We start from the raw sequence: 14,828 nt of genomic DNA, 5'->3' as shown, positions 1-14,828 counted from the left end.
CCATGAAAAAACTCACATGGATGGCATTGGGATTAAGCTTAATAAGCGCTAGCGCTGCACATGCTTTTAATTTCACACCCAACTTCAATTGGAGCACGCCTAATATGAATTGGGGAAGTGGCCCTTCTTGGAGCACTGGCCCTAATATGAGTTGGGGCTTTCAGCCTTCGTGGAATAGTGGTAGCTGGGGTTACAATCCCAGTATGAGTTGGGGCAATATGCCTTATGGAAACATGGGTTATATGCCATGGATGGGTTATAGCTATTCCAATCAACCCTATAACAGTTGGAGCCAGATGTATTACTGGAATCAACAGCCGGGGCAACCGCCCTCCTATATGTGGTATCAGTCAGCCCCCATGAATATGCCACCTATACCAGCACCACCTGAATCGACTATGCCTCCAACACCTGTACCCAACATGATGCCACCGGCTATGTTAAACCCAACACCTATTACACCACCGACGCCCAGTGCTCAGATGATGGGAAATCCGCAAGTAGCTGCACCCGCTAGCACCAATAGTAATGGTGCTGTATTTCCCAGTGCTACCGATGTACCTGCAGAAACTATGGAAACGCCTGCGCCCGCTGGCCAGAAACCAGCGCAGTAGTTATCTGCGTTATTCGGCTTTACACGTTCCTGCCTGACCTAATTGGCAAAAATCAGCAGGAAGGTCTACACCCGCTGGTGGCGTAGCAAAATGTGTTTTATTAGCAGTTTTTTGTAGCTCAGGCCCTACATTCTCAGCCTGAGCCTGCAAAGGAATATCGGCTTTGGGCGTGTGTAAAACAGCCGGTGTTGTCTGTTCTGGCGAGCTGCTTGAAGGCTTTTGTTCAGGGCGCAAACTACTCACACGCAAATGGTGAAAGTGCTGTTTTGCTTGCCAATAATCTTTCAAATAAACCTGTCGATTTTTATTCTGCTGCCATTCGCTATTATTCAAACCCAAACTAGGCAATAGCTCCTCCAAGCCTTGCAGTGCTTGGACAATAGCTTGAGACTGATAATCTAAAGCATTGTGTAACTCATAGTCATCTCGTCCTTGTGCTGCAAGGCGATCATATTGCTGCACGAGTTGCATAAATGCCTGATTTTTTGCCAAATAATCAGCTTGATTCGCAGTATGTTGAGCGCTAGTAACGACCGGCATCGTTAGGGGATTGGTGGTCGCGCTAAGCCGCGTTGATGGTTCGGTGGCTGACCATAAAAAACCTAGTAATACCAAACTACCCAAGCCAGTTGCTGTTAAATAAGGCCAGTGCGGTAAATAACGTTTATACCAAGGTGATTCTACTGCTTGGCGAACAACCAATTTAGCCATGACACTCATCCCTAACTGATTTATTGAATCAACACGCAAACTAGCGCTGCGAGAGAAATTTTTCTCTGATATAACAGATGATCCTAGGTAGGAATAGTTCAATTCGCAAATTGCTGAAATTTAGTACAAAACGCAGGAATTAATCATTCACTTATAAGAAAAGTGCTTAGCCCTGTGTCAGTAGTCAGTGGATTTACTGAGAGTGATTAGATAAGAGCCAAAACGAACAAGTCTCAGGATACAAGGTAGCAGCAGGATTAGCGCTTAAACCGCATCCCATTCCCCAATCAATACCCCTTCACTTTCATCAAGCCCTGTCAGACGCATCGTCGAAATACTATTGTCTAAATTAGCTTGATCATGACGTATTGCACTGACTTTACAATAATGGGAGGTATATCCCGTGTAAATGGTCTGTCCAGCGTCACTCTTTTGCTGCTCCCATAATACCGGTAGTGTTTTACCCACTTGCTGCTTGAGCCATTGCAGACGGGCTTGTTCAGCGAGACTGTGCAACATTTGACTACGCTGTTTTTTAAGCGCTTCTGGTACAGGATTAGCTAAACCAGCCGCTTTTGTGCCAGCGCGTGGCGAATAGGAAAAAATGTGAATATGGCTAAAACCAATCGCCTCAACAAATGCTAATGTCTCTTCCCATTCCTGCTCAGTTTCACCAGGAAAGCCGACAATAATATCGGTAGTAACATTAAAATTTGCAACGCTATTACGTGCCTGCGCTAATAATTGCTTGAACTCAGTGGTCTTACAACGGCGTGCCATACGCCTTAACACGCTATCTGAACCACTCTGAATCGGTAAGTGCATATGGGGCATCAGACGGGGGTTGGCAAAGAGCTCAAAAAAATTGTCAGGTAAATCCCAAGGCTCTACCGAGGCAAACCGAATACGCGGAATATCGGTGTCTTGCAATAAGCGCTTGACTAAACTGTATAAAGAACTGTGCTCTAAGTCGCTGCCATAACCCCCGACATGCACACCTGTGAGAACGATTTCTTTAATCCCTTGCTCGGCTAATTGATTAATCTCCGCAATGATGTCTGCTTCAGCACGACTACGTTCCGCACCACGCGCTACCGTGACAATACAAAAGGTACAGCGATAACGGCAACCATCTTGAATTTTAATAAACGCCCGATGCCGTCCGCGTAAAAATAGACTATTTTCGCCCGGCTCGGTCGCCAGTGATGGCATAGTTGGCAAAGCGAATGCTTGCATAACTTTCTGAGGTAACTGATCTTTTTCGCTATTAGGAACGACTAAATCAACCCCTAAATTAGCAGCGACTTGCTCGGCTTCTAAGGTGGCATAGCAACCACTCACTACTAAATGTGACGCAGGATTTTCACGGTATAAACGATTTAATAAGCGACGGGATTTGGCGGAGGCTTCTTGTGTGACGGCACAGGTATTTAAAATAACGACATCTGCGTCAACGGCCTCAGTGACAATCCGATGTCCTGAGGCACGAAATCCTTGCGACCACTGTTCCAACTCGGCTTCGTTTAAGCGACAACCCAGCGCTTTTAAATGAATTTTCATAACAGTGGCACAAGCAATTTAAGGATTAGAAACTATCAGGATGACGTTCGATCTTTGCCTGCTCGCGTAAAGCCTCAATAGCGGCTAAGGCTTCACGATTACCAAGATTTGCACTATAACCTTTAGCTATATTGGCATCCGCCTCATCGGTGCCATCTTGCACCGCCGCTACGGATAACAGTACATAATCGCCTGTTGGGAGAATCAAACTATCCCAAGTGAATTGATCTTTTGCTGGACGCCCCATAGAAAAGGCTTTTTGCACAAGTTCTGGATTTAAAGCAGAATCCGAGCGACCGATCAGCCCCGATTTTTGCACGGCTGTAGTAGGTATCCCTGCTGCCTCCAGAGCTGCCCAGCCACCCGCTTTTACTTTCTCCAATAACTCTTTACCTTTTGCTTCGGCTTGCTTACGCGCTTCCTCAGCCTTCAAACTAGCGACAATCATCTCTTTAACATCTGCCAAAGGTTTTTGCGCGGGTGCTTCTTGCGAAGCCAGACGCACAACAACCCCTTCGGTATCAGTCACAGGAATAAGCGCTGAATTCTTACCCGATTTGAGCACATCTTCTGAAAAAGCGGCTTGACGTACTTTAGGATTTTCAGCAATGCCTGTACCTGCATTTTGAGTAAACCAATCACTTTCCTGAATGGTTAATCCAGCCGCTTTCGCCGCAGGTGCTAAATCACCACTTTGCTCATAAGCAATATTTTGTACCGATTGGAGTTTCTCTTGAAAGATTTTCTCAGCCTCAGTATTTCGAAAATCCGTTTCAACTTGTGCTTTCACATCCGCAAAGCTTTTTTGCTCAGCAGGCTTAATCGCTGTTACTAATGCCAACTCATAACCACGTTGCGTTTTAATAGGCTCAGATACTTTATTCAGCTCTAACGCAAACACTGCCTTTTCAAAATTAGGATCCCAATCACCCACCACAACTTCGCCTAAAGCACCACCTTTAGCCGCGGTGTCTTTATCATCTGACTCGGCCACTGCTTGCTCAAAAGTCTTTTTATTGGCTAGGATATCCGCATAAAGCGCATCGGCTTTAGCCTTCGCTTCAGCATCTTTGCTCGGCTCGGTTACCGCCACCAAAACATGGCTCGTTTGGCGCGACTCTGGCGTGATGTACTTATCGTTATTTTGCTCATAATAAGCCTGCAGGCCAGCCTCATCGACTTGAACCTGTTTAGCATAATCATCTTGTTTAAGCGTCAAGTACGACACCTTGATACGCTCTTCGGTCATATAACTTGACTTATTTTTTTCGTAGTACTCATTAATTTGCTGATCAGTCACTTGAATTTGCGCTTCAAAATCAGCCGCCTTAACCGTAAAACTGGACACATCACGCTTTTGATTTTGCAGTGCTTGATACTGAGTAGCTTGTGCTTTGGTAATGAAAGCGGTCTCCGCAATACCTTTTTGAAATTGGCTATTGGTTAAATCATCTAAAATACCTTGTTCAAATTCCAATGAGCTACGGCGATTAGCATTAAGAATAGACTCATATTGAGCACGATCAAATTTGCCATCTTTTTGGAAAGCTTCCATGCCTGCAATCACATCAAATACTTGTTGCGGCGTAGCGCGATAACCTTGCTCTTTAACTTTTTGGCGCATTAGCTCTTGGGTGATTACTCCATCTAAGGCCATATTCTTTAGCGTGGTCGGATCCATATTCGCTGCCATGGGGCCAAATTGTTGACGTATTTGCGCCAAACGATTTTGTGCCTGCATACTAGAAATTTCTTCACCATTCACCGTGGCTGCTGGTATGGCCTTCCCACCATCAAAATAGGAGTTAATACCCCATAAGGCAAAGGGAACAATCAGCATCCCAACAATAACGTAGGAAGCCCAACCTTTAATATTATCGTGGAGATTCTGTAACATGAGTTCTGTATTTTAGTTAATGTTTAAGAAGTGTGAGGTCGCTACTAGCGGCGACTGGTGCAGCATCATACAAAATGCTGGTAGTCAGGGGAAGAAAAAAGAATCAATCTAAGGTTTAAGAATGGCGGAGTGGACGGGGCTCGAACCCGCGACCCCCGGCGTGACAGGCCGGTATTCTGACCAACTGAACTACCACTCCGCTGTTTAAACCATATTCCAATATGGTGGGTGATGAGGGACTCGAACCCCCAACCCTCGCCTTGTAAGGGCGATGCTCTACCAATTGAGCTAATCACCCATATTGAATTACAACTTCAATCCTAAGGGATGAACGAATTATATCTTTCAATAAAAAAGGATGCGCTGTGCATCCTTTAGAATAAGTGGCGGAGTGGACGGGGCTCGAACCCGCGACCCCCGGCGTGACAGGCCGGTATTCTGACCAACTGAACTACCACTCCGCTGTTTAAACTATATTCCAATATGGTGGGTGATGAGGGACTCGAACCCCCAACCCTCGCCTTGTAAGGGCGATGCTCTACCAATTGAGCTAATCACCCATACCGGAAAGCGCATTAGTTTACTGCATCTTTCAAAGCTTTACCAGCTTTAAATGCAGGAATTTTTGCTGCATCAATTTTAATCGTTTCATTGGTGCGTGGATTACGACCAGTACGTGCTTTACGCTCACGAACTAAGAAAGTGCCAAAACCAATTAAAGAAACCTGATCGCCCTTTGCGAGTGCTTCCGTGACCACATCCACCATGGCTTTAAATGCACGATCGCTATCCGCCTTCGTCAGCCCTGATTTAGCAGACACTGCATCAATCAATTCAGTTTTATTCATGAAAAAGTCCTTTGAATTCGTTATTAGGGAAACCGGAGCATTTCTCCCACACTTTGTCGCGAAAAAACGACGGGTGCGAATATGCATCACTGTTATACCAGTCCGCTTGAAAAGGTGTCAACCAATTTCAGCCTGAAATTGCTATAAAATGGCTCTGCAGCTCAGTGGGTACGGGCTGGCTCAGCATTTTCCTCAGCAATTGGGACCGATGGAACGGATTTACTCTCGTTTTCATCATCGTCATCATCGGCACTTAATGGTTCAGGCATACGCTCCAACGCTAATTGCAAAACCTCATCAATCCATTTGACAGGACGAATTTCCAAGCCTTTTTTGACCGTATCAGGCACTTCCGCCAGATCCTTTTCATTATCGCGAGGAATGAGCACCAATTTAATACCACCACGATGAGCCGCCAAGAGCTTTTCTTTTAAGCCACCAATCGGTAATACTTCACCGCGCAAAGTGATTTCACCGGTCATTGCTACGTCGGCACGCACCGGAATACCGGTCATGGCAGACACCATCGTAGTGACCATCCCAATACCAGCACTTGGGCCATCTTTGGGTGTTGCACCTTCAGGGACATGAATATGCACATTGTGCTTGCGAATAAAGCTACGCTTTAATCCTAACAAGGCAGCCCGACTTTTCACGACTGTTTCAGCCGCATGAATCGACTCTTTCATCACCTCGCCTAAGCGCCCCGTACTCTTCACCGCACCCGCTCCAGGTAAGAGCGCACTTTCAATAGTGAGTAAGTCCCCACCGACTGACGTCCATGCCAAACCCGTGACTTGCCCCACCTGGTTTTCTTTATGGCCACGGCCGTAATCATATTGCTGCACACCCAAAAACTTATGCAGATTTTTAGGGGTAACCGTCGTTTTTGCCTTAGCTTTATTACTTAATAAATGTTGCTTAATCGCTTTGCGGCAAATTTTCGAAATTTCCCGATCCAGATTACGCACACCCGCTTCACGGGTGTAATGGCGAATAATATCAATCAAAGCCGCATCAGAAAGAATTAACTCACCTTCACGCAGACCATTCGCTTTTAACTGCTTTGGGATAAGGTAATTCTTAGCAATATTAATCTTTTCATCTTCGGTATAGCCCGGAATCCGAATCACTTCCATACGATCCAACAAAGGTCCTGGAATGCGCATACTATTGGATGTGGCTACAAACATGACATCCGACAAATCAAAATCAACTTCCAGATAATGATCGGAGAATGTGTGATTCTGCTCAGGATCAAGGACTTCTAACAAGGCTGAAGAGGGATCACCCCGAAAATCGGTGGACATCTTATCGATTTCATCCAATAAGAATAGTGGATTACGTGTACCCACCTTACTTAAATTCTGAATAATTTTACCGGGCAAAGAACCAATATAAGTACGGCGGTGGCCACGAATCTCAGCCTCATCACGCACCCCGCCTAAAGCCATACGCGTAAACTTACGCCCTGTGGCCCGTGCAATGGACTGCCCCAAAGAGGTTTTGCCAACCCCGGGCGGTCCCACTAAACACAAAATAGGCCCTTTGATTTTCTTAACACGCTGCTGCACAGCTAAGAATTCTAAAATACGCTCCTTGACCTCATCGAGACCATAATGGTCTTCGTTCAGAATTTTTTCTGCTACCGCTAAATCGGATAAGACTTTAGATTTTTTCTTCCACGGCAAATTGACCATCCAGTCAATATAATTGCGCACCACCGTCGCTTCCGCTGACATCGGTGACATCATTTTTAACTTATTCAGCTCTGCGGTTGCTTTATCACGCGCTTCCTTCGACATACCAGCTTTGGCAATTTTGCGACTTAACTCCTCAACTTCATTCGGCGCATTATCATCTAAATCACCAAGCTCTTTCTGAATCGCCTTAATTTGCTCATTTAGATAATACTCACGTTGAGTCTTTTCCATCTGCTGCTTAACTCGCCCGCGAATCTTTTTCTCAACTTGCAGCAAATCCAACTCATTTTCAATCAACTCAATTAACTGCTGAATACGCTCAGTCGCATCCAATATTTCTAGCAATTCTTGCTTACGATTAATCTTGAGGCTCATATAGCCCGCGATGGTATCTGCCATGCGTGCCGGATCCTCAATGCTGGTCACAGCAGACACTGTTTCCGTAGAAATTTTTTTGCTCAGCTTGGCATACTGCTCAAATAAATTACTCATGGAGCGCATCAGCACTTCGCCCTTACGCGCATCAAACTCCGTCAATGTTGGGCGCAATTCAACCTTAGCGGCAAAATAATCACGCTCTTCGTCAATTTCGACCATTTCAGCGCGTTCTAAGCCTTCTACCAACACCTTTAAAGTACCATCAGGTAACTTTAATAATTGCAGAATCGTCGATAAGGTGCCTAGTGTATGCACATCGCTTAAATCGGGGTCATCAATATCAGCACTTTTTTGCGCTACTAATAAGACTTGCTTGTCTTCCGCCATCGCTGCCTCAAGGGCGTGAATTGACTTTTCGCGTCCCACAAATAAGGGGATAACCATATGGGGATAAACGACAACGTCACGCAATGGCAGAACCGGAACTACCTGTGAATTCATGGTTTCAAGTTTCTCGTATTTAGCAGATTTAGCTGGCATTTAAACACCTCATGTGGTGACACACCAGAAACATTAAATAGAACTAGGGCTTTGGCAGCCAATGAAAAGCTACTCCGAACTCGCTCGGAGCAGCTCAAAGAGTTATTCAGCAGCAGCGGCTTTCGGCTCAGGGTTTTCGTAAATCAAATAGGGAGTAGTGTCACCATTCACGACACCCTCATCCACCACCACCTTGCTAACCGAGCGCTCGGATGGTAAATCATACATGGTATCTAATAAGATTTTTTCCATAATGGTTCTTAAACCGCGTGCACCTGTTTTACGCTCCATCGCTTTCTTCGCGATGGCATGTAAGGCTTCTTCACGGAATACCAACTCCGCACCTTCCATGGAAAACAATTTGCCATACTGCTTGGTTAAAGCATTTTTCGGCTCAGTTAAGATACGCACCAAAGCCTCTTCATTCAGCTCATCCAAGGTCGCCACCACTGGCAAACGACCGACAAACTCAGGAATCAAGCCATAGCGCACTAAGTCTTCGGCTTCAATATCGCGAATCACATCACCAAAACTACGACTATTGTCGGCTGATTTGACGGCTGCCGAGAAACCAATACTGCCCTTTTCGGTACGATCCTTAATCACCTTATCCATACCAGCAAATGCGCCGCCACAAATAAAGAGAATGTTTTTCGTATCGACTTGCAAAAATTCTTGTTGCGGATGTTTACGACCACCTTGGGGTGGAACGGAAGCAATTGTCCCTTCAATTAACTTCAATAAGGCTTGCTGCACGCCTTCACCCGACACATCACGCGTAATCGAAGGATTATCTGATTTGCGCGAAATTTTGTCGATTTCGTCAATATACACGATCCCTGACTGCGCTTTTTCAACATCGTAATCGCATTTTTGCAGCAATTTTTGGATGATATTTTCAACGTCCTCACCCACGTACCCTGCTTCCGTCAAGGTAGTGGCATCGGCCATCGTAAAAGGCACATTTAAAAGACGCGCCAAAGTTTCCGCCAATAAGGTTTTGCCACTACCGGTTGGACCAATGAGCAAAATATTGCTTTTCGCCAGCTCTACATCGTCCTTACCAGTCTTTTTAAAGAGCCGTTTGTAATGATTATAAACCGCGACTGCTAGAACTTTTTTGGCTAGCTCTTGCCCAATAACATATTCGTCTAAGCTTTGGCTAATTTCGCGAGGGGTTGGCAAGGATGACTTTTCATCCACTTCATCATGGCTAGACGTCATTTCTTCTTGAATGATGTCGTTACACAAATCCACGCATTCGTCGCAGATAAATACAGAAGGACCGGCAATCAGTTTGCGCACTTCATGCTGACTTTTTCCGCAAAACGAGCAATACAACAATTTACTGTTGTCTTGGCTGCCTTTTTTATCTTTACTCATCAGAACCTCTATTCATGCCAGACTGCACTGACAACCCTCAAAAAAACATCATTAACCGTAGTATGTCGGGATAAAACCGCTAATTTCAACCATCTTTATTATAGATTCTAAGAGTTATCTAACGATTTAACCAGAAATAGAAATAAAAACAGCCTGATTAACAGGCTGCTTAATAAATACAGTGACGCTGAAGCTCATTAAACTAGGCGCGCTCGGTAAGAATTTGGTCAATCAAACCATAATCCTTTGCTTGCTGAGCTGTCATGAAATTGTCGCGATCCGTATCTTGCTCGACTCTTTCCAGCGGCTTACCGGTATGGCGCGACAAGACCTTATTTAACTCTTCGCGCACCTTTAGAATTTCACGTGCATGAATTTCAATATCTGATGCCTGCCCTTGGAAACCGCCTAAAGGCTGATGAATCATGACGCGTGAATGTGGTAAAGCAAAACGCTTACCCGCTGCACCACCGGCTAATAAGACAGCACCCATACTGGCCGCCTGACCAATACACAAGGTACTCACTTGTGGCTTAATAAACTGCATGGTGTCATAGATAGACATACCCGCAGTAACCACACCACCGGGCGAATTGATATAAAGATGAATATCTTTTTCAGGATTTTCTGATTCCAAAAACAACAACTGCGCGACAATTACATTAGCCATGTAATCTTCGACAGGTCCCACACAGAAAATTACACGCTCTTTTAATAAGCGCGAGTAAATATCATAAGCACGTTCACCACGTGATGATTGCTCAATGACCATGGGCACTAAATTCAGTGCTTTGGTTGGCATCCCACCGTATTGGTTAGACATTATTGAAGCTACTCCTAAAGTATCGATTAAGCAGCTACACGATCCTGTGCCCGACTCATCACGCTATCAAAATCGCGCGCTTCCTCGGTCACTTTCGCTTGATTCACTACCCAATCCACAATCATGTCTTCCATCACCGCCGCTTCTACGGTTTGCATGGCCTGACGATTAGAACGGTAGTATTTGATCAGTGCAGCAGGCTCTTCATAAGAAGCTGCCAATGAGTCTAACATCTCATCCACTTTTGCTGGATCCAGTTTCAGACCTTTTTGGCGAATCACTTCACCCACAATCAGCCCCAACTTAACCCGGCGCTCAGCTTGTGGTTTGAAAAGCTCATCAGGAATATTATTGGCAGGAGCCTGCATATTTTGCGAAAACTCTTGACGAATATGTTGGATTTCGTCTTTAACTAAAGCTTCTGGTAGCTCAACGTCGTGCAGTTTTGCCAAGCCATCCATGACTTGTTGTTTAACGTTAACTTTGAGCGCATTGCCTAATTCACGCTCCATATTCTTACGCACTTCTTGGCGGAAACCTTCTACACCGCCCTGTTCAACGCCAAATTGCTTAATAAAATCATCGGTCAATTCAGGCAAAACAGCTTCTTGTACTTTGCTAACAGTTAACTTGAATTGGGCTGTTTTTCCCTTCAAATTTTCCGCTTGGTAATCTTCAGGGAAAGCAACATCAGCGACTTTCTCATCACCAGCACTCATACCTTCCAAAGCCGTTTCGAAGTCTTTTAGCATACGACCTGCGCCCAACTCAACGCGATAGTCACTAGCCTGACCGCCCTCAAACGTCTCGCCTTCCAAAGAACCATCGAAATCTAATGTGACTAAATCACCTTCTTTAGCAGGACGCTCAACGTCGACCCAAGTGCGTTGTTGCTTACGAATAGTTTCCAACATTTTATCAATATCAGACTCTTGTACGCTGGCCACCGGGCGCGTTAATTCTAGGCCTGACACATCGGCGATTTCAAAGTCTGGGTAAATTTCAAAACTAGCCACATAAGCTAAGGGCTGACCAGCTTGCAATGTTTTTAAATCGATATTAGGCAAACCAGCGACACGTAGTTGCTGACTGGTGGCTGCTTCTCGGAACGTTTCTTCTAAAACTTCACCAACCACTTCTTGATGAACAGATTGACCATAACGCGCTTTGACAACATTAAAGGGGACTTTACCCGGACGGAAACCATCGATACGAACGCGCTTGGCTAGATTTTTTAGACGGCTATCTACCGCTTGGTCTACACGTTCGGCAGGCACTTCTACCGTCATTTTGCGCCCAATTTTCCCTGTTGTCTCTACAGAAACTTGCATGCCATACCTCTTTAACTCTCGCCATCATGTGTGGGAGAGTGCTCATCATGGATTTGAATTTGTTTATAGGTGGTGCGAAAGGAGAGACTCGAACTCTCACGCCTTACGGCACTGGAACCTAAATCCAGCGCGTCTACCAATTCCGCCACTTTCGCATATTTCATTAGTTTGTTGCTAATATTTTTAGCGGACAAACTAGAAAGGGGACGATTATACATACCAACGGAGAATTTGTATAACCAAAATGAAGGGAGTGGGGTGGATGATGGGGCTCGAACCCACGACAACCGGAATCACAATCCGGGGCTCTACCAACTGAGCTACAACCACCACTGATAACCTTTACTGAGTCTAGGCGGGACAACGATGGCGCGCCCGGCAGGACTCGAACCTGCGACCCACGGCTTAGAAGGCCGTTGCTCTATCCGGCTGAGCTACGGGCGCAGTGACTATGTAAGCCGGTCTAACCCTTTATAAAAATGGTCGGGGTAGAGAGATTCGAACTCCCGACATCCTGTACCCAAAACAGGCGCGCTACCAGACTGCGCTATACCCCGACTGAACTGGCAAACTCCGTTGCACAGCGTTTCAAGACCGCGAACTATACGCACCCTTTGAATAAACGTCAAGCAAAAACGCTACCGAAAATCCGAGTTAATACTAAGTTTGTCATGGATGCTCACTCAGCCACGCACCAATCGCTGGGGCAATCATTTTTTGAGCTTTACCACTCACATAAATGCCAATGTGTCCGCCTTGAAACACCAGCTCATCATAATCGTCACTCTTCACATAATGTTTTAGGGCCTTGGACGAGCTTGGCGGCACTAAATGATCTTGTTCCGCATAGACATTCAATACTGGCATCGTGATGTTGGCTAAATCAACCTGATAATCGCCAATCTGAAGTGTGTTATTGATCAAACGATTAGCTTGGTAGAAATCTTTAATAAATTGGCGGAAGGTTTCACCCGCTTGATCAGGGCTATCAAAAATCCACTTTTCCATGCGCATGAAATTTTGCAACAAGGTTTTGTCGCTCATCATGTCAACCATATTTAGGTATTTTTGTCCCATCAGTTGATAGGGCTTTAAGTTGAGAAAAGTCCAATTCAATAAAGCCCCAGGGATATTCCCCAGCGTGTCTACTAATAAATCAATGTCGACATTCTGCGCCCAATGGCTCAAATGGCTATCCGGCGTTTGAAAATCAACCGGCGTAACCATGGTCACTAAATTTTTGATTTTTTCCGGATGCATAGCGCTGTAACACAGGCTAAACGTTCCACCCTGACAAATCCCTAAGAGGTTAACCTGATTGGAGCCAGTAACTTCACAAACTTTATCAATACAAAGATCAAGATAATCATTCAGATAATCATCTAGGGTAAGAAAGCGTTCGGCTGCTTCAGGATAACCCCAATCCACCAGATAAACGTCCTGTCCCGCTTCTAATAGACAGCGTAATGTCGAGCGCCCTTCTTGCAAATCCAACATATAAGGGCGATTTATCAAGGCATACACAACAACGAGGGGAATGGGATTACGCGGTTCGGCTTGGGCGCTGGTTTCATCACAGTAATAATGCAACAAGCGCACTTTATCTTCTTGATAAACCACTTCATGTGGTGTAATGCCAACACGCACTTCGGGCATATCCAATAAATTACTCACTCCGCCCATGAGCTTCTCTTGAAAGTTTTTTACCTCATCAGCAATCGCTTCGGCGGGCATCTGAAACGGCGGCATTGAACTCTCCTTATGACTGTGTGTTTAATGCATCTAAACGACGTTCCAATTGCGCCAGTTGGCGACGCAATGCGCAATTTTCGCGGCGCAATTCATGCTGCTTTCGATATAACTCATCTAAATCGGAACGCACCGGCAAATTCAAAGTATGCATATGCTGCGTAAGTGCTTCACCAAAACCTTTGCGTAGAGCCATATGTGCATTCACCAAATCACCATAGACCACTTGGTACTGATCACTTAGCGCAAAACGCGCATAAGACTCCTCACTCACGGTTACCCACAAATCATATAAAGCACGCAAATGGCGAATGGAGCGCCCCTCCCCTGCCATGTGCCACAAGCGAGCACGCAACTGTTGCAGCGCCTCTAAATTTTGTTGCGCCATCGCATCCATAAACGCCGCTAAAGAGGTTTGATAATTATTAATCAATGGCAACAGAGCCTGCCAAGTTTGCTGCTGAGCCAGTGATGACGCATTAGGGATACTCAGGGATTTTTGCCAGTAATTGAGCCACTCTTGGGGATTCGCAGTTTGGCCGCGCATGGATGCTGGCATCACTGGCATCCCGGGCAACTGATTGACCAAATGATGCCAGCCTTCAAACAAGCTGCCCGCCAAGCCAAAACCACCACTATACGATTTTTTCTGTTGTTGCCACTGGGTTAAAAACGTCTGTTCCATCGAAACCAGCCACGCCTCTAATGGTGTTGCAGCATCGCTGTTATGGACTTTCGTATAGATTTGCTCAGCTAACTCCAAATAGCTGCGACTCATGGACAAAACACGATTTAGAACATCTTGTAAATGCGGAGGCGTATAAGTGATGGCGCTTTCCCACCACTGATCAATTTGCTTGCTCCAGTCAGGATTGTTGGAAACCTGAATAGGTAGTGAGGTAGTGGTTTGGAGGACTTGAGCCGTGTGTTCCCACCAGATTTTTTGTGTTTCAAGCCAAGTATTTAGCAAGTCTTGTTGCCAACCGGTGGTGTTCATACTTATCTCCGACAAAATGGTTGTGCGATTCAACCATATCATGGTAGTTTTTGCGGCGCAACACACGCAAATGCTAGTATTTGCGGGTAATATTGCCACGGTTAGACAAAGAATTGGGCTACGCTGTTTCACCCTATCTTAACGCTAGGATCTGATTCCCCAGAATCAACACACGATTCTTAAGATAATATAGGAAAAATCAAAGCGCTTGCCAGTGTGGGACTGCTTCCTGTTATGATGCAAGAAGACCCTGCACCAGCGACTATGAACGCCTGAAGCGAGCGGGCTTGCTAC

Annotated in this window: 11 protein-coding genes and 8 tRNA genes; 1 reads left to right on the top strand and 18 read right to left on the bottom strand. The window is 45.4% G+C overall.

Going from position 1 to position 14,828, the window contains the following annotated elements:
- Positions 1 to 2: 2 nt before the first annotated feature.
- The gene (locus A3IE_RS0111860) at positions 3 to 614 is read left to right on the top strand and encodes a hypothetical protein (protein ID WP_020395837.1); all 612 of its coding nucleotides are present in this window, start codon (positions 3 to 5) and stop codon (positions 612 to 614) included.
- Positions 615 to 623: 9 nt separating this feature from the next.
- On the opposite strand, the gene A3IE_RS0111855 is transcribed toward A3IE_RS0111860, so the two are convergent.
- The 18 genes from A3IE_RS0111855 to A3IE_RS0111770 form a co-directional block, all read right to left on the bottom strand.
- Positions 624 to 1,325 (bottom strand): hypothetical protein, encoded by a 702-nt coding sequence (locus tag A3IE_RS0111855; RefSeq protein ID WP_020395836.1) that lies wholly within the window; start codon positions 1,323 to 1,325, stop codon positions 624 to 626.
- A 264-nt stretch (positions 1,326 to 1,589) separates the two neighbouring features.
- Entirely contained in the window at positions 1,590 to 2,885 is a 1,296-nt protein-coding gene (gene mtaB / locus A3IE_RS0111850) for a tRNA (N(6)-L-threonylcarbamoyladenosine(37)-C(2))-methylthiotransferase MtaB (RefSeq protein ID WP_020395835.1), read from the bottom strand.
- A gap of 25 nt (positions 2,886 to 2,910) precedes the next feature.
- Positions 2,911 to 4,782, bottom strand: a complete 1,872-nt coding sequence (locus A3IE_RS0111845; RefSeq protein ID WP_020395834.1) for a SurA N-terminal domain-containing protein — start codon at positions 4,780 to 4,782, stop codon at positions 2,911 to 2,913.
- A gap of 122 nt (positions 4,783 to 4,904) precedes the next feature.
- Positions 4,905 to 4,981, bottom strand: a tRNA-Asp gene (locus A3IE_RS0111840).
- 23 nt (positions 4,982 to 5,004) lie between these two features.
- Positions 5,005 to 5,080 (bottom strand) — tRNA-Val (locus tag A3IE_RS0111835).
- Positions 5,081 to 5,166: 86 nt separating this feature from the next.
- Positions 5,167 to 5,243, bottom strand: a tRNA-Asp gene (locus tag A3IE_RS0111830).
- Between the two features lie 23 nt (positions 5,244 to 5,266).
- A tRNA-Val gene (locus A3IE_RS0111825) sits at positions 5,267 to 5,342 on the bottom strand.
- Positions 5,343 to 5,357: 15 nt separating this feature from the next.
- Positions 5,358 to 5,630 carry an HU family DNA-binding protein gene (locus tag A3IE_RS0111820; RefSeq protein ID WP_020395833.1) on the bottom strand — a complete coding sequence of 91 codons (273 nt, stop codon included), beginning with the start codon at positions 5,628 to 5,630 and terminating at the stop codon, positions 5,358 to 5,360.
- A 161-nt stretch (positions 5,631 to 5,791) separates the two neighbouring features.
- The gene (gene lon, locus A3IE_RS0111815) at positions 5,792 to 8,251 is read right to left on the bottom strand and encodes an endopeptidase La (protein WP_020395832.1); all 2,460 of its coding nucleotides are present in this window, start codon (positions 8,249 to 8,251) and stop codon (positions 5,792 to 5,794) included.
- Between the two features lie 102 nt (positions 8,252 to 8,353).
- Positions 8,354 to 9,634: an ATP-dependent Clp protease ATP-binding subunit ClpX gene (gene clpX, locus A3IE_RS0111810; RefSeq protein ID WP_020395831.1), complete on the bottom strand. Its 1,281-nt coding sequence runs from the start codon at positions 9,632 to 9,634 to the stop codon at positions 8,354 to 8,356.
- Between the two features lie 202 nt (positions 9,635 to 9,836).
- Positions 9,837 to 10,457 carry an ATP-dependent Clp endopeptidase proteolytic subunit ClpP gene (clpP, locus tag A3IE_RS0111805; protein WP_033407006.1) on the bottom strand — a complete coding sequence of 207 codons (621 nt, stop codon included), beginning with the start codon at positions 10,455 to 10,457 and terminating at the stop codon, positions 9,837 to 9,839.
- A 26-nt stretch (positions 10,458 to 10,483) separates the two neighbouring features.
- Complete coding sequence (gene tig, locus A3IE_RS0111800; RefSeq protein ID WP_020395829.1) at positions 10,484 to 11,788, bottom strand: trigger factor; 1,305 nt, start codon at positions 11,786 to 11,788, stop codon at positions 10,484 to 10,486.
- Positions 11,789 to 11,858: 70 nt separating this feature from the next.
- A tRNA-Leu gene (locus A3IE_RS0111795) sits at positions 11,859 to 11,943 on the bottom strand.
- A 99-nt stretch (positions 11,944 to 12,042) separates the two neighbouring features.
- A tRNA-His gene (locus tag A3IE_RS0111790) sits at positions 12,043 to 12,118 on the bottom strand.
- Positions 12,119 to 12,155: 37 nt separating this feature from the next.
- Positions 12,156 to 12,232 (bottom strand) — tRNA-Arg (locus tag A3IE_RS0111785).
- Between the two features lie 36 nt (positions 12,233 to 12,268).
- A tRNA-Pro gene (locus tag A3IE_RS0111780) sits at positions 12,269 to 12,345 on the bottom strand.
- A gap of 112 nt (positions 12,346 to 12,457) precedes the next feature.
- Entirely contained in the window at positions 12,458 to 13,537 is a 1,080-nt protein-coding gene (gene phaC, locus A3IE_RS0111775; RefSeq protein ID WP_020395828.1) for a class III poly(R)-hydroxyalkanoic acid synthase subunit PhaC, read from the bottom strand.
- A gap of 10 nt (positions 13,538 to 13,547) precedes the next feature.
- The gene (locus A3IE_RS0111770; protein ID WP_020395827.1) at positions 13,548 to 14,534 is read right to left on the bottom strand and encodes a poly(R)-hydroxyalkanoic acid synthase subunit PhaE; all 987 of its coding nucleotides are present in this window, start codon (positions 14,532 to 14,534) and stop codon (positions 13,548 to 13,550) included.
- Positions 14,535 to 14,828: the final 294 nt, after the last annotated feature.

Origin of the sequence: Thiolinea disciformis DSM 14473, assembly GCF_000371925.1 — a bacterium.
Lineage (GTDB): Bacteria > Pseudomonadota > Gammaproteobacteria > Thiotrichales > Thiotrichaceae > Thiolinea > Thiolinea disciformis.
Note: the sequence above shows the minus strand (reverse complement) of the source record. Positions and strands in the feature narration are given on the sequence as shown.